We start from the raw sequence: 14,197 nt of genomic DNA, 5'->3' as shown, positions 1-14,197 counted from the left end.
TAATCAGAGGTTCCTTAGTAACGTGGCCAATGGCTGACAAGCTCTGACCGAGGCAGCGTGATCAGCTTTTCCAGTTCCTCGTCTGATAGTGGCTTGCTGAAGAAAAAGCCCTGGACCAGATGGCAATCCTGTTGCAGAAGCCAACGGAGCTGCTCCTGGGTTTCCACCCCTTCCGCCACCACGGTCAGGCCGATTTCCGCCGCCATGGTAATGGTGGCGCGGGCAATGGCCGCTTCTTCCTTGCTGCTGGCCACATTGCGTACGAACTGCCGGTCCAGCTTGAGGATGTCGATGGGCAGTTGACGCAGATAGCTCAAGGAACTGTAGCCGGTGCCGAAATCATCCAGGGCCAGTCTTAGCCCCAGTGCCTTGAGCTCTCTTAGCAGGGCAATGTGATGCTCGGGGTCGTTCATCACCAGACTCTCGGTAATCTCCAGGACCAGGCGTTCAGGCGCAACCTGGTGCTCTTCCAGAGTCGTTCGCACGTCTTCCACCAGTTGGCCGGTATCGAACTGGCCAACCGAGAGATTGACTGAGATATAGAAATCCTCATCGGTTCTTGCCTGCCACAAATGGGCATGGCGGCATGCCTCTTCCAGTACCCACTTGCCCAACGGCACGATCAGGCCGGTCTCCTCCGCCAGCGGAATAAAGTCGCCCGGCGAGACATTGCCATGTTCAGGGTCCTGCCAGCGGGCGAGAGCCTCCACACCCAGGATGCGACCGGAAATGGCGTCTACCTGGGGTTGATAGTGAAGATGCAATTGACCGCCATTGATGGCCCTGCGCAGAGCGGTTTCCAGGGCCAGCCGCTGCATGGCCTCACGGTGCATATCGGCCTGGAAAAACTGGTAACTGTTGTTGCCGGACTGCTTGGCACGGGCCATGGCGATGTCGGCGTGTTGAATCAGGGCTTCGGCGGAATGGCCGTCATCCGGGAAGAAGGCCACCCCCACAGAGCAATTAACCCGCAGCTCGGTATCTTCCAGTTGGATGGGCTGGTTGACCACCCGGATGATTTCCTCCAGCCGGCGGGTGACCGTCTTGCTTCTTTGGGACTGCAGGGAGAGCAGGAACTCATCACTGCTCTGGCGGGCAACCATTTCCGATTCATCCATCATCGAGGCCAGTCGGCGGCCTATCTCGCGCAAAATCTTGTCACCAATATCATGGCCCAGGGAGTCGTTGATGGACTTGAAGCGATCCACGTCCAGGAACAGAACGGTGAATCGGCTACCGCGCCGGTCATGTTCCCGAATCCGGCGTGTAAGCTGCTGACGGAACATGCTCCGATTTGGCAGACCGGTGAGTGGATCGTAATGGGCCAGTTCGTCGAGGCGGGACTCCGTTTCCTGTTTTGCGAAAATCTCGTCGGCCAGGTCCTGGGCCATATTGGCGTAGGAGAAACGCAGCTCAAGCAACTCGCGCAGGTGCCGGCTGCCATGCCAGCTACTGGCCAGCAACAGTACCGCCACGGTGAACATCAGGGCGGCCAGTATGAAATGCAGGGGCTCGGCTGCCAGCATCAGGCGAATCAACAGAGGCGAACAGCTCAGGATGAGGAAGCCGGCCACATAAGGAAAATGTGTGGATCCGGCGGCAGCAACCAGAGCATTGATGGTGAGCAGGATCAGGGCCAGTGCAATGGTCAGTGCCGGCATCTCCGCCGGGAAAAAGAGCAGGCCGGCAAGGCCCCAGCCGAGGGCGGAAAGGTAGGCAGTCGCCAGAAACGCGTTTTCCCACAGTCTCAGCTGCAGGGAGAGCTTGGCGTCGCCGAACCGCCAGAAGGCAAGATGTGCCACCGCGCGGGCGCCTTCCGCGACTACCATCCAGGCGAGAAAAAGGTAGGCCAGGCCATTGAACGGGTCCCGAAAGAGCAGGGCGACCAACAAGGCTGCCAGCAGCGCCAGGGGATAGCTGCCCCGGTGGCTGTGATACAGACTTCGAATCAGCTCCGCCCGCGAGCGGCCCTCGGTGTCAGTCAGCATTATAAAGCAGCTTGCTTTGCGGGCGAGGGGATTGGATCACAGGCAACACGACGTGGGTCTCCCGTTATGTAAAAAACCGTTTTCACCCAATCCCTGGTTGTCAGTTTGTTGTTCCGCTCGGGTGCGGTAATCTCAGTGGATACCTCAAACTATAACAAGCTGATATCGAGGTCCACTGTGAGAAGATCGTCCCTGCCTCCGAGCGGTGTCAATGTGCCGACCCGCGGCGATGCTGGCAATCCCCTGCTGCGGGGACTGCTGGGGTGGCTGCCCTGGTCGGGCATGTTGGTGGCGCTGCATTTCACGACAGGGAGTGTCGTTGATCCCTTGTGGCCGAGTCTGGCCATTATTGGCCTGGCCAGCGTCCTGCTGCTGTTCACACTGCTGAGACAGCTGCCCGCACTGCGCGGCGGGGCGGATCCGGGCTTATGGGCCTGGCAGGCAGGCAGCGGGACGCTGATCATTGCCGCCAGCCTGTACGTGCCGGCTCCCGAGAGTCAGCTCAGTTTGCTTTTGGCTGCTTTGCCCTGGCTGGCTGTGCATGGCCGCCACCTGGGACTCTGGGCAGTCGCCGGCATGGCCTTCATTCTCCTGGCGGCCGCGGCAATGGCGGCCGGTGAGCGGCTCATCACGCCCGGCCTTTTGACCGGCCTGGCCGCCTGGATGCTGGCGGTGCTGGGCCTGCTGCTGGCGCTCGGGAGCCCGGCTGGACGCCTGGCCACTCGCGCCGCGCAGCAGGAGTCAGGCTTGCCGCGGGTGCTTGATCGGGAGGGCTTGATTGAGGTGCTGGATCGGGAGCGGGCCCGCGCCCGGCGTCAATCCGGGCCGCTGAGTGTCTGCCTCATGGATCTGGATGACCTGGGTCGGATTCACCTGGAACGGGGGCAGGCCGCTGTCGATGCCCTCAATCAGGCTTTTGGCAAGGTCATGCTGGCCCGAATCCGCCAGATGGATGTGATTGGACGCCTGCAGGAAGGGGATGAGGCCATTGGCCCCTATTCGGCCCAATGCTGGATCGCGGTTCTGCCGGGGACCGGCATTGCCGGGGCGGTGTCCTTTGCCAATCGGATCCGCCATGCCGTGGACCAGCTGCCTCTGCGGCTTGATGGTGAGCGCATTCGTTGCAGCGCCTCGGCCGGGGTCGCCGAGTACCGCAACGGAGAGCCCAATGGCAGTCTCCTGACTCGTGCAGAGAGTGCCCTGCACCGGGCCCAGCGCCTGGGGAGTAACCGGGTCGAGCGGGAAACTGCGGGCGAGGCGCGGGTGCCGCCCGCCTGAGGCTGTCCGGCGGGCCTTGATGGGGTAGAATCCGGGCCCGATTCCCTGGCCTCACGATACATAGAGATTGTTCATGGCAACAGTGACAGAGCAACGGGCCGACTGGCGCGTTCGGCTCGGCGACTGGATTGACAGTCCCGGTCCCCGCAACTTCGTTATTGGTCTCATCATCCTCAACGCCATCATCCTCGGCCTGCAGACTTCGCCCGAGATTCGGACGGTAGCCGGGGATTGGATGCGGCTGATCAACGCCTTTGTGGTGGGGGTCTTCGTCCTGGAAGTGGGCGGCAAGCTGGTGGCCCGTGGCACCCGTTTCTGGGGTGACGGCTGGAATGTATTCGATTTTCTGATCGTCGCCATCTCCCTGGTCCCCGATTCCGCGGGTCTCTCGGTTCTTCGAGCACTCCGCATCCTGCGGGTGCTGCGCTTGCTCTCCACCGTTGGCCACCTGCGGGTGGTGACCGAATCCCTGCTCAAGGCCATTCCCGGTATCGGCTGGATCGGTCTGCTATTGCTGATTGTCTTTTATGTCTTCGGGGTCATGGGCACCGAGATGTTCGGCGAATCCTTTCCCCGCCAGTTCGGCCACGTGGGCGCCAGCATGTACAGCCTGTTCCAGATCATGACCCTGGAAGGCTGGTCGGAAGACATCGCCCGGCCGGTGATGGATGTCTATCCCTATGCCTGGGTCTATTTCATCATCTTCATTCTGATGTCCTCGTTTACGGTCCTGAACCTCTTCATCGGCATCATCGTCAACTCCATGCAGGAGCTGCACTGGACCGAAGAGGAGGCCAAGCAGGCCGAACGCGAGGACCAGGCGCGGCAGGAGCGGGAGCGCATGCTGCACCTGATCGAGGATCTCCACGCCAAGGTTGATCGTCTGGAATCCGAGGCCAACGGCCGAGACGGTGGACGATAAGCTGGGCCACTATCGCCAGCGCACACAGTTGCGGCCGGCTTCCTTGGCGTCATAGAGTGCCTCGTCGGCACGGCGGATCAGGGATTTGCCGGCTTCCCGACGATCATCGAAGGTGGCAACGCCGACACTGATGGTGATGGCGATATCGCCAGCGCTGGTGGTGATGGGGGCAGCGGCGACGCGTTCACGGATATCCTCGGCAATCTGGATGGCGTCCGCCTGACTGGACCCGGGAAGGACGATTCCGAACTCTTCCCCGCCAAGGCGGCCGATATGGTCACCACGACGGCGCCGGCTGCGCAGAAAGGGCATCAATTTGCGAAGGATCTCGTCGCCCACCGGATGCCCATAGCGATCATTGATGGGCTTGAAATGATCCAGATCGATCATCAACACGGCCAGCGGATCCTGTGAATTCCGGGCTTCGTCCAGAGCAGCTTTCAGTGCCCGCTGGAAACCGCGTCGGTTAAGGACGGCAGTGAGTGAATCCCGGTAGGCCATCTGTTCCAGGACGGCCTGTTTTTCCTTCTGGACCCGAACGTCCAGGGAAATGGCGGAAAAGCGAATCAGCTCACCTTCTTCGTTGCGGTGAGCCAGCAGGGTCGTCTGCACCGGGAGCTCCTTGCCTTTCGTATCCCGGTAGCACAGTTCACCACTCCACTGTCCCTGGGCCTTGGCGGCAGGCATGGCCGTCTCGGTCAGGGTCTTCAGGCTTTCCTCGGTGTGCGCCTGGCGTGTCATGAAGCCTTCCAGACTGTCTTCGGGCCCGATGCCAAGCACACGTCGCCCGGCGGTATTGAGAAAACGGAGGCGGCCATCGGGGTCACTGATTCCAATGATCGCTGGCGTCGCTTCAATGATTTCGAACAATTGCTGCCGGTCCTGTTCTGCCGCCCTGACTCGATTGAGATCCTCCATGACGCCATCAACGAATAGTTCACCCGATTCGAGGTATCGCTTGCGCACCGAGATGCGAAAATGACCAACGCGCCCCTTCAGGGTTCGCACCTTGACCGTCTGGGTATACCAGTCATCGGCCCTTTCCAGTCGTTCAAGAAAGATTTTACGGTCCGCCGTTTCCGCATAGAGTGCCGACACCGGTGTGGCCAGAAGATGCTCCACGCTGTCGGCTTCACTCAGGCGGACCATTTCATTATTGACAGAGAGGAATCGTCCCTTGCCATTGACGCTGCTGCGGTAGATGCCCACGGGCAGGTTCTCCACAACATCCATGAGAATCTCCAACTCCCGCTCATGATCATTGCGGGCAGTGACGTCATGGATGATTGAGACCAGGCGGGTTTCGTTGCCAAAGTTGACCGGAGAGCTATAGACCTCTACATCCCTGACTCTGCCGTCGGCAAGCCGGTGCTGGAACCGAAAGAAATTGCGCTTTTCCTTCAGCGCGGCTTCCATTTCCCGCTGGATGTCTGCCTTGGGAAGGATGTTGATGTCGGATATATTGCAACTGAGCAAGCTGTCACGGTCGTAGCCGTAATAGTCAACGGCTGAGGCGTTGACATCGCAAAGCCTGCCGGTATTCGGGTCAATAAGGAGCATGATGGCCACCGAGTGGTGGAACATCTGTTGGAACATGGACTGTCCGCTTTCCCTGATCGGCATGCCTTGTTGCGCCCCAGTTGCTCCGGTCTGCTAGCTTGGATACTACTGGCCGAGATGGGATGCGTCACGCTTTGCGTGGGACTGGTCCCGCAGTCCCAATGGCTGCTAGATTGGCACCCTGATCACGTGGAGGGAGAAGCGGAGATGGTCCTGGCCACTCTATTGGTTTATCTACTGCTGTTGCTGGCCATCGGAGCCTGGGCCCGTCAGCGGGTCAGTGATAGTGCCGACTTCCATCTGGCCGGCCGGCGCCTGGGGCCCGTGGTTGCGTCCCTGAGTGCCTCAGCCAGTTCTTCTTCGGTCTGGACCCTCCTTGGCATGAGCGGCGCAGCCTACGCCTGGGGGATTCAGGCGGTGTGGCTGATTCCGGCCGTGGTCTCGGGCTTTGCCATCAACTGGTTCCTGGTTGCCCCCCGCCTGCAGCAAAGCAGTCGCGATAACCAGGCTCTTACATTGGTGGAATACCTGGCCCACGGTACTCGGCCATCCATGCAGCGTGTGTTGAGGCTGCTGGGTGGTCTGCTGATTCTTTTTTGCTTTACCTTTTATGTTGCCGCTCAATTTGATGGTGCAGGCTCCGCCATCGCCACCGCGGTCCCGCAAGTCAGCACCACCAATGCCATTATCGTGGGTGCGGCCATTGTGATTGCCTATGTGGTCATGGGCGGCTTCTGGGCCGCCAGCGTGACCGATGCGGTTCAGGGTCTGATGATGCTCCTGGTTGCTCTGGTGCTGCCCTATGTGGCGCTGGCGGCAGTGGGTGGTCCGGTGGCTCTGATGGAAGGGCTGGCGGCCCTGAACGAACCCGGCCTGACCCGCCTGGTGGATCAGCCCAGTCTGCTTCTGGCCATGGTCTTCATTGTCGGTCTGTTTGGCATCGGCCTTGGTTACCCCGGCCAGCCTCATGTGGTTAATCGTTTCATGGCCATGCGCGACGGCCACGAGATCCGTCTTGCCCGCCGGGTGGCCCTGGGCTGGGCGGCCCTGATCTATATCGGCATGGTGGTACTGGGCTGGAGCGGTCGCGTTCTGATGCCCGAACTGCCTGACGCCGAGGATGTCCTTTTGGTACTCAGCGTGGACTTGTTGCCGGCGGTGATTGGCGGTTTGATCACAGGTGGCGTACTGGCCGCCATCATGTCCACTTCCGATAGCCAGCTGCTGGTGGCCAGTGGCTCGGTCAGTCACGACATGCGCCGTGGCGATTTTTCGGTCCTGGTGGATCGCCTGGTGGTAGTCACCGTGGGAATCGCCGCGGCCATCCTGGCTCTGCTGGTGCCCGAGAGCATTTTCGATCGGGTATTGTTCGCCTGGCAGGTGCTGGGTAACGGTTTCGGTCCCCTGTTGTTGGTCCTGCTCTGGCGCGGGCCGGTGGCCGATGCCTATCGCCTGGCAGCCATTGTCGTCGGTGCCGGTCTGACCATTTTCATCAGCTTCTTTCCCGATGCGCCGGGGAATGCGGTGGAGCGCCTGCTGCCCTTTTTCCTGTCCCTGCTGATCGCCTGGTTGGGCTATCGGCAGGCTCTTCGGCCATGACGGGAACAGTGGGTACCCTGCCGGGTCGAACGGGGGAGAGGCAATCGAGAGGTGGCTCATGGTCAAGATCACCACAGGCCGAACCCTGGCCGGCATGCTCATCGCCATGGGGCTGTTCATTACCGGCTGCGCCCATAACGGCATGACGGACCCGGAACGGCAATCGGCCTATGCCGAACCCAAGCGCCAAAGTGAATATTTCCGCTGCGTAGGCGGCTCCGCCATCCCCCGTTTCACCCCCGGCGGTAATGTCCCCGAGGAGCTCCAGGTGCCACGGGTGGGAGGCTGTCGCTACCGCTGACGGGCCCCATCGCGGATGAATCCGCTCCTAGGGCAAGATATTCCCAGGCCTGGAATCCGGCACCGTAGGAGCGAATTCACTCGCGATGCCCTAGGCTGATTGGTGCCTTGTTGCGCATCGATTGTTCAACGGTTGGTCAAGCGCAACTCAATGCGGCGGTTGCGGGCCCAGGCCTCGGGGCCGTCGCCGTCGTCCAGGGGTTGGTGTTCGCCGAAGCCGGCCGCGGCCAGGCGGTCTTCGGGCAGGCCCTGCTCTGAAAGATAGTGAACGATATTGAGTGCCCGGGCCGTTGAGAGCTCCCAGTTGGAGGGGAACTGCTCGGTGCGGATGGGGCGTCGGTCGGTGTGGCCTTCCACCTGCAGCACCCAGTCGATGTCGTCCGGGATGCGTGCGCTGATTTCCTCGAAGGTGTCGGCCAAGTGGTCCAGTGTCTCCCGGCCTTCTGAACCGATCTCCGCCGAGGCGCTTTCAAAGAACAGCTCCGATTGGAAACGAAAGCGATCGCCGACGATCTCGATTTCCTCCACATCGGCCAGGGCCTCGCGCAGGCGGCCGAAGAACTCCGAGCGATAGCGGTCCAGTTCTTCCACCCGCTCGGCCAGGGCCACATTCAGGCGCTCGGCCAGATCACTGATCTCCGCCCGCTGCACGGCAATGGTGGCCTCGGAGATATCCAGGGCCTCGGACAGGGCGGTGAGCTGCTCGCGCAGGGCGCGGATGTCATCCCTGAGCGCGGTCACCTGAGCCTGGGCCTCGGCGGAGATCGCTTCTTCCTCCTCCAGGGCCTCCGCTGTCTCATCCAGATCCCGCTCCAGAACCACGATGCGTGCTGACTGATCGTCCAGCTCGGCCTCGGCTTCGGCCAGTGCCGCTTCCCGGTCGCCCAATAGCTCGGCCAGCCGTGCCCGTGCCGCCTCGCTAACTGCCAGTTCGCCGGCCAGGGTTTCGCCCCGGGCCAGACTGGCGGCCAGGGCCTCGTCGAGCTCGGAGACCCGCGTTTCCAGGCGGCGCCGTTCCCGGCGCTCCATGGACAGGGTCTCGGCCAGTTCGGCAACTTCCTCTTCCAGGGCGCTGAGGGTCTGGTCGCGGTCGTAGAGCGCCTCGCTGGTGTAGAACTGGGCCACCACGAAGAACAGCAGCACGAAGACGAAGACCAGCAGAATCGTGGCCAGTACGTCCACGAATCCCGGCCAGATATCGAAGCGATCCCGCCCCCGGCGGCTGCTGCCAAACATGGCTTACTCCTGTCCCTTCTGCTGGTAGGCGATGGTCTTGGCCAGCAGCCGGATTTCCTCGCGCAGGGTGCCCACCAGCTGCTCACGGTCACGCTCCACCGAGGCGCGCAGGTCGCTGGTGGCCCGGGCCAGGTCGCGCAGCCCGTCCTGGAGGGCGGCATCCTCGCCGGCCTGGCGTTCGCCGGCATCGGCCAGGCGTTCCAGCACCGGGCGCAGCTCGGCCTGGGTCCGGGACAGGCCGGTCAGAGCCTTGCGCTCGCCCTGGCCTTGTTCGGTCAGGCGGGCCAATTCCGTCGCCAACTCAGTCAGACGGGCATCGGCAGCGCGGCGGTCTTCCTCGGAGCGCTGCATCATGCGCTGTAGCTGCTCCAGGGAATCGGCGGTCTGTTCCAGCAGGGCCTGGATATAGGCGGGCACATTGCCTTCCTCGCCGCCGCCGGAGAGGGCGCCACTGGCCAGGCGTGTCTGGCCGGAGAGCCATTCCTCCAGGTCGTTGTAGAAGCGGTTCTGGGCGGTGCCGGTCTGAAGATCGATAAAGCCCAGCACCACCGCGCCGGCGAGACCGAACAGGGAGGAGGAAAAGGCCGTGCCCATGCCGCCCAGCGGGGCTTCCAGGCCGGCCTTGAGATCCTCGAAGAAGGCCGCGGCACTGCGGTCCTCGATGGACAGCCCGGCGATGACATTGCCCACCGCGCGCAGGGTGTCGAGCAGGCCCCAGAAGGTGCCCAGCAGACCGAGAAAGACCAGCAGGCCGATGAAATAGCGGGAGAGGTCGCGGGACTCATCCAGCCGAGCGCGGACACCATCCAGCAGGGTGCGCAGTGAAAGGGTGGATAGCCTGAGATTGTCACCCTCGCGGCCGGTGAGCAGCCGGGCCATGGAGCCCAGCAGGCGGCTCTCGCCGGGGGCATCGGCCTGGCCCTTGCGAAAATCCCGGATCCAGTGCTGCTCGGGGCGCAGGATCAGGACCTGGCGGAAATTGATCAGAATCCCCACCAGCAGTACCGACAGGATCAGGCCATTGAAGACCGGGTTGGCCATGAAGGCCTGTTCCAGGGGGCGGTAGAGTAGCAGGGCGACGGCGACTACGGCGCCCAGGAACAGCGCCATCCACACGATTACACGGGCGGGGTCTCTCACGACGGCATCTCCTTGTTCCGGAATTTCCGAGTATCACATGAGCCGGGTGCACTTTGCAGCCGTGCCCGGGGACAGGGCTTGCGGCCCGGATGGGGTAGAATGCCCTGCAATCCGCCGCATTTCATCGTGTCCACAGACAAGGGAGTGACATGGGGGCGCCAGCCACTGTCCAGCTTGAAGGGCAAAGCCTGACCTGCGCGGGAGAGTGGCGTCTGCCGGGCGTGGCGGCGCTTGAAGCCCGGCTTGAGCAGTTGTCGCTGCCCCGAGGCAGGCTGGAGATTTCGGGGGAAGCCCTGGAAGGCCTGGATGTGGCCGGTGCCCGGCTGCTGCATCGTCTGGTGTCACGCGTGGAGGCGGCCGGCGGCGAGGTCAATCTCCATCTTTGCGAAGAGCACCGGCGTCTATTGGAGCTGGCGGCCAGGGTTCGTCGTCCCGAGCGCCTGCATGAACCCCGTGAAAGCTTCCTCAGTGAAGTGGGGCGGGTCAGTTGGGAGCACTGGTGGGAGTTTCGCGGATTCCTGGGGTTTCTCGGAGAAGTGGTCGCGGAATTTGCTCGACGCCTGCTGCGGCCCTCCACCGCCCGTCCCCGCCGTTTTCTCAATGAATTGGAGCAGGGCGGCGTTCGGGCGGTGCCGATCGTGGCCGTCCTGAGTTTCCTCGTCGGTCTGGTCATTGCCTATCAGCTCAGTACCGCCCTGGATACCTACGGGGCAACGGTCTTCCTTCCCGAATTGCTCACCACCACCATGCTGCGGGAATTAGGCCCCTTGATTGTCGCCATTCTGGTGGCGGGGCGCACCGCATCATCGTATGCGGCCGAGCTTGGGACCATGAAAATCAATGAAGAGATCGATGCCCTCAGAACGCTTGGCATCAGTCCTTTCGATATGCTGATCCTGCCCAAGCTGCTGGCCCTGATTTTCGCCCTGCCGTTATTGACCGTGCTGGCCGGCCTGAGCGGCATGCTGGGTGGTGCGCTGGTCAACTGGGCCGTTCATGAACAGGGTGTGACCGCCTTTCTGCAACGACTGCCTGAAGGCATGAGCTACCGCCATTTCTGGTTGGGCCTGGTCAAGGCGCCGGTCTTCGCCGCCGTCATCGCCCTGATCGGTTGTCGCCAGGGCTTGCGGGTCAAGCGCGGGGCCGGCGGTGTGGGGCAGGCCACCACCCGGGCCGTGGTGCAGGCCATCTTCGCCGTGATCGTCATCAATGCGGTGTTTTCCATCATCTACAATTTGCAGGGGCTATAGAGATGGCTGCCGGGGAAAGCGTCATCCGGGTAAGAGGGCTGGTCAATCGCTTTGGTCAGCACCGGGTTCATGATGGTCTGGACCTGGATGTCTTCTCGGGCGAGATTCTGGGGCTGGTGGGCGGCAGTGGTGCCGGCAAGACGGTCTTGCTGCGTACCCTGCTCGCCCTGCGGCAACCGCAGGCGGGCAGCATAAGGTTCTTCGGTGAAGAACTGGTGGGCGCGTCCGAAGCCAGACTGCGTGCGCTGCGCCAGCGGATCGGCATGTTGTTCCAGGGTGGCGCCCTGTTTGGCGGTCTGAATGTCATCGACAACCTGACCCTGCCCTTGCGGGAGCATACGGATCTGTCATCGGCAGTGGCCGAAGAACTGGCGCTGATCAAGCTGGAGATGGCCGGCCTGGAACCGGAAGTCGCCTGCCTGTATCCCAATGAGCTGAGCGGCGGCATGATAAAGCGAGTGGCCCTGGCACGGGCCCTGATCATGGACCCGGAGGTTTTGATCCTGGATGAGCCCACGGCCGGACTGGATCCTGTCAATGCGGCCGCTTTTGATGCCTTGATTGTGGAACTGAGTCGCCTGCTGGGATTGACCGTGCTGATGGTCACCCATGACCTGGATGCCCTCTGGCAGAGTACGGATCGCGTTGTTTACCTGGGCCAGGGGCGTGTTCTGGAGCAGGGGCCGATTGACACATTGAGTCAGTCTCAGATCCCAGCGGTTTCCCGATATTTTGCCGACCGGCGCAGCCGCGAGCGAATGAATTGATCAGAGGTTCCTCAAGGAACACTGGAAACGAGTGATGGAAACCAACAGCAATTACACCCTGACCGGATTATTCGTGCTGGTCTTCCTGGTCGCCGCCATCGTGCTTAGTTTGTGGATCGCCGGTGACCTGCGTCGGGGCGAGACGACTTTCTACACCGTTTACATGGCAGAGCCTGTTTCGGGTCTGGCGGAAAACTCCCGGGTCCTGATGCAGGGGGTGCCGGTGGGTCGCGTTCACAGTCTGTCCCTGGATCCGTCGGATCCACGACGGGTCAAGGTGACACTGGACCTGGCGGCCGATACACCGGTACGTGCCGACACCACCGCCGTGCTGAGAAGTCAGGGGGCCACCGGTCTTCTGCGCCTGGAGCTTGAGGGTGGCAGCCCCGATGCAGGTCCCCCGCCCCAGCCCGAAGGCGAGCCCTATCCCGTGATCCAGTCACGCCTGTCCTTCTGGGCCCGCCTCGACGACAGCGTGGATGATGGCATGGAGGCGGTGGAAACCGTGGCGCGTCAATTGAATCGCTTGCTCACTGATGAGAACACCGATGCCCTGGCCGCCTCCATTCAGAACCTGGAAAGCCTCACCGCTGCCCTGGCCCGCAATGCGGAACAGATGGATGAACTCATGGCGAGTACTGCCGGCATGGCCCGTCAGGGCGAGCGGATTGGCGAACGGGTGCCGGAGACCATTGACCGTCTGGATGAGGCCCTGGGCAGTTTTAATACCCTGGCCGGACAATTGGAACGGACCGCTGCGGAGATGGAGGGGACTGCCTCCGCCGGGCGGGTGGGCGTCGAGTCATTCAATCGGCGGACCCTGCCTGAACTGGAGGCCATGCTGGATGACCTGCGCCAGGCCAGTGACAGCCTGCGCCGCCTGGGTGATCAACTGGAAGATGAACCCCAGCGATTGATATTGGGCCCACCGGAAGTCGAACCCGGTCCGGGTGAACGATAGGGGAATAATGATGAAGGCATTTCGAATCACTCGGGTCGTGGCTGTAACGGCCCTGATCATGATGGTCTCTGCCTGCACCATCGGCCCCACTCGGGGTGAGGCGCCGCGTCTGCACCTCCTGGAATGGGACGGCAGCGGCGTTGAGGCAGCAGCAGAGCGTCGTGATGCTGTCCTGCTGATTGCCACGCCGTCCGCCTCGCCGGGGCATGAAAGCGCGGCCATGAAATATCGACAGCAGGGGTACGAGCTTCGGCAGTTCGCCCGCAATCGCTGGGCCGACAAGCCCGCCCGTCTGATTGCCACGGCCCTTACCGAGGCCCTCGAAGACAGCGGCCAGTTCCGCCATGTGGCGGCGCCCGGCAGTCGCGTCAATGCCGACTATCGCCTGGACAGTGAACTGGTTCGCCTCGAGCAGTTGTTTGAAAATGAGGCCAGTGGGCTGCGTCTGACTATACGATACCGCCTGGTGGATCTGAAGACCGGTGAGGTTCTCGGCAGTCTGCGTCAGGAGCTGCGGGAGAGCAGTGAGAGCAATGATCCCGCGGGCGGTGTGGCAGCCGCCAACCGGGCCTTGAATAAAGGCCTGCTTGCCCTGCTTGAGGCATTGCCAGCTTGGCTGGAGGCCGCCACCGACCATGACTGAGATCCGTGATGCCCGTGACACGGATTTGGACTGGGTACTCACGCTCAACCGGGAGTGGGAGGCAGTCCTGAGTCCGCTGGATGGTGAGCGCCTGAAACGACTGCATGAGCAGGCGGCGGTGCATCGCATTGCCGAGCCGGCCGGCCGGCCCACCGCCTTTCTGATGGCCTTCCGGGAAGGCAGTGGCTATGACAGCAGCAACTATCGCTGGTTTGCCCAACGCTATCCCCGCTTTCTCTACATCGACCGGGTGGTGGTGGCCAGCGCCGCCCAGGGTCATGGTCTGGGCAAGGCCCTCTACCAGGATCTATTCCGCATCGCCCGCTCCTGGGGGATCACGACCGTCTGTTGCGAGTTCGATGTGATGCCGCCCAACCCGGTGTCGGAGCGGTTCCATGAAGCCCTCGGGTTCCAAGAGGTGGATCAGCGCCGCTACGGCACGCCCCCGAAAATGGTCTCTCTGCGCGTCATTCAGATCTGATTGTTGGGCAATGCCTTTCACTGGCTTGATGCAAATCAAGCCGTTATCTTCTCAATTGGCTATGCTTTCTAT

The 14,197-nt window shown here is 62.2% G+C and carries 13 protein-coding genes; 9 read left to right on the top strand and 4 right to left on the bottom strand.

The window, feature by feature from the left end; translation table 11 throughout:
• Positions 1-14 precede the first annotated feature (14 nt).
• The gene (locus tag ACJWXQ_RS05750) at positions 15-1,988 is read right to left on the bottom strand and encodes an EAL domain-containing protein (protein WP_346052354.1); all 1,974 of its coding nucleotides are present in this window, start codon (positions 1,986-1,988) and stop codon (positions 15-17) included.
• A gap of 177 nt (positions 1,989-2,165) precedes the next feature.
• On the opposite strand from ACJWXQ_RS05750, the gene ACJWXQ_RS05745 reads away from it, so the two are divergent.
• Together ACJWXQ_RS05745 and ACJWXQ_RS05740 are read left to right on the top strand one after the other, a co-directional pair.
• A complete protein-coding gene (locus ACJWXQ_RS05745) occupies positions 2,166-3,266 on the top strand; it encodes a GGDEF domain-containing protein (protein WP_406672349.1) in 1,101 nt (366 codons plus the stop codon).
• A gap of 73 nt (positions 3,267-3,339) precedes the next feature.
• Positions 3,340-4,188 carry an ion transporter gene (locus ACJWXQ_RS05740; protein ID WP_346052350.1) on the top strand — a complete coding sequence of 283 codons (849 nt, stop codon included), beginning with the start codon at positions 3,340-3,342 and terminating at the stop codon, positions 4,186-4,188.
• Positions 4,189-4,197: 9 nt separating this feature from the next.
• On the opposite strand, the gene ACJWXQ_RS05735 is transcribed toward ACJWXQ_RS05740, so the two are convergent.
• Positions 4,198-5,784: a diguanylate cyclase gene (locus ACJWXQ_RS05735; RefSeq protein ID WP_346052348.1), complete on the bottom strand. Its 1,587-nt coding sequence runs from the start codon at positions 5,782-5,784 to the stop codon at positions 4,198-4,200.
• A gap of 171 nt (positions 5,785-5,955) precedes the next feature.
• Here ACJWXQ_RS05735 and ACJWXQ_RS05730 point away from each other — a divergent pair, with 171 nt between their 5' ends.
• Positions 5,956-7,347, top strand: a complete 1,392-nt coding sequence (locus ACJWXQ_RS05730; protein ID WP_346052346.1) for a sodium/proline symporter — start codon at positions 5,956-5,958, stop codon at positions 7,345-7,347.
• A gap of 58 nt (positions 7,348-7,405) precedes the next feature.
• The gene (locus tag ACJWXQ_RS05725) at positions 7,406-7,648 is read left to right on the top strand and encodes a hypothetical protein (protein WP_346052344.1); all 243 of its coding nucleotides are present in this window, start codon (positions 7,406-7,408) and stop codon (positions 7,646-7,648) included.
• 125 nt (positions 7,649-7,773) lie between these two features.
• Here the strand turns inward: ACJWXQ_RS05725 and ACJWXQ_RS05720 are convergent, their stop codons facing one another.
• Together ACJWXQ_RS05720 and ACJWXQ_RS05715 are read right to left on the bottom strand one after the other, a co-directional pair.
• Positions 7,774-8,883 (bottom strand): peptidoglycan -binding protein, encoded by a 1,110-nt coding sequence (locus tag ACJWXQ_RS05720; RefSeq protein ID WP_346052342.1) that lies wholly within the window; start codon positions 8,881-8,883, stop codon positions 7,774-7,776.
• 3 nt (positions 8,884-8,886) lie between these two features.
• Positions 8,887-10,023 (bottom strand): flagellar motor protein MotA, encoded by a 1,137-nt coding sequence (locus ACJWXQ_RS05715; RefSeq protein ID WP_346052340.1) that lies wholly within the window; start codon positions 10,021-10,023, stop codon positions 8,887-8,889.
• 149 nt (positions 10,024-10,172) lie between these two features.
• Between ACJWXQ_RS05715 and ACJWXQ_RS05710 the strand changes: the two genes are divergently transcribed.
• Genes ACJWXQ_RS05710 through ACJWXQ_RS05690 form a run of 5 tightly spaced genes read left to right on the top strand, consistent with a single transcriptional unit; the run spans position 10,173 to position 14,125 of the window.
• On the top strand, positions 10,173-11,273 hold the full coding sequence (locus ACJWXQ_RS05710) for an MlaE family lipid ABC transporter permease subunit (protein ID WP_346052338.1): 1,101 nt from the start codon (positions 10,173-10,175) through the stop codon (positions 11,271-11,273).
• Between the two features lie 2 nt (positions 11,274-11,275).
• The gene (locus ACJWXQ_RS05705; RefSeq protein ID WP_346052336.1) at positions 11,276-12,040 is read left to right on the top strand and encodes an ATP-binding cassette domain-containing protein; all 765 of its coding nucleotides are present in this window, start codon (positions 11,276-11,278) and stop codon (positions 12,038-12,040) included.
• Between the two features lie 34 nt (positions 12,041-12,074).
• Positions 12,075-13,001, top strand: coding sequence for an MlaD family protein (locus ACJWXQ_RS05700; RefSeq protein WP_346052334.1), 927 nt, complete (start codon positions 12,075-12,077; stop codon positions 12,999-13,001).
• 7 nt (positions 13,002-13,008) lie between these two features.
• Positions 13,009-13,644: an ABC-type transport auxiliary lipoprotein family protein gene (locus ACJWXQ_RS05695; RefSeq protein WP_406672348.1), complete on the top strand. Its 636-nt coding sequence runs from the start codon at positions 13,009-13,011 to the stop codon at positions 13,642-13,644.
• Complete coding sequence (locus tag ACJWXQ_RS05690; RefSeq protein ID WP_346052330.1) at positions 13,637-14,125, top strand: GNAT family N-acetyltransferase; 489 nt, start codon at positions 13,637-13,639, stop codon at positions 14,123-14,125. Before ACJWXQ_RS05695 ends, ACJWXQ_RS05690 begins: the two co-directional genes overlap by 8 nt.
• The last annotated feature ends 72 nt before the right edge of the window (positions 14,126-14,197 follow it).

Source organism: Natronospira sp., from assembly GCF_007134575.1.
Taxonomy (GTDB): domain Bacteria; phylum Pseudomonadota; class Gammaproteobacteria; order Natronospirales; family Natronospiraceae; genus Natronospira; species Natronospira elongata.
The sequence above is the reverse complement of the archived record's forward strand: the minus strand, read 5'-3'. Positions and strand labels throughout refer to the sequence as shown.

Bases quoted from the DNA above. Each gene is read 5' to 3' on its own strand.
- ACJWXQ_RS05750 (WP_346052354.1), bottom strand. From the start codon at position 1,988: ATGCTGACTGACACCGAGGGCCGCTCGCGGGCGGAGCTGATTCGAAGT.
- ACJWXQ_RS05740 (WP_346052350.1), top strand. From the start codon at position 3,340: ATGGCAACAGTGACAGAGCAACGGGCCGACTGGCGCGTTCGGCTCGGC.
- ACJWXQ_RS05735 (WP_346052348.1), bottom strand. From the start codon at position 5,784: ATGTTCCAACAGATGTTCCACCACTCGGTGGCCATCATGCTCCTTATT.
- ACJWXQ_RS05730 (WP_346052346.1), top strand. From the start codon at position 5,956: ATGGTCCTGGCCACTCTATTGGTTTATCTACTGCTGTTGCTGGCCATC.
- ACJWXQ_RS05725 (WP_346052344.1), top strand. From the start codon at position 7,406: ATGGTCAAGATCACCACAGGCCGAACCCTGGCCGGCATGCTCATCGCC.
- ACJWXQ_RS05720 (WP_346052342.1), bottom strand. From the start codon at position 8,883: ATGTTTGGCAGCAGCCGCCGGGGGCGGGATCGCTTCGATATCTGGCCG.
- ACJWXQ_RS05710 (WP_346052338.1), top strand. From the start codon at position 10,173: ATGGGGGCGCCAGCCACTGTCCAGCTTGAAGGGCAAAGCCTGACCTGC.
- ACJWXQ_RS05705 (WP_346052336.1), top strand. From the start codon at position 11,276: ATGGCTGCCGGGGAAAGCGTCATCCGGGTAAGAGGGCTGGTCAATCGC.
- ACJWXQ_RS05700 (WP_346052334.1), top strand. From the start codon at position 12,075: ATGGAAACCAACAGCAATTACACCCTGACCGGATTATTCGTGCTGGTC.
- ACJWXQ_RS05695 (WP_406672348.1), top strand. From the start codon at position 13,009: ATGATGAAGGCATTTCGAATCACTCGGGTCGTGGCTGTAACGGCCCTG.
- ACJWXQ_RS05690 (WP_346052330.1), top strand. From the start codon at position 13,637: ATGACTGAGATCCGTGATGCCCGTGACACGGATTTGGACTGGGTACTC.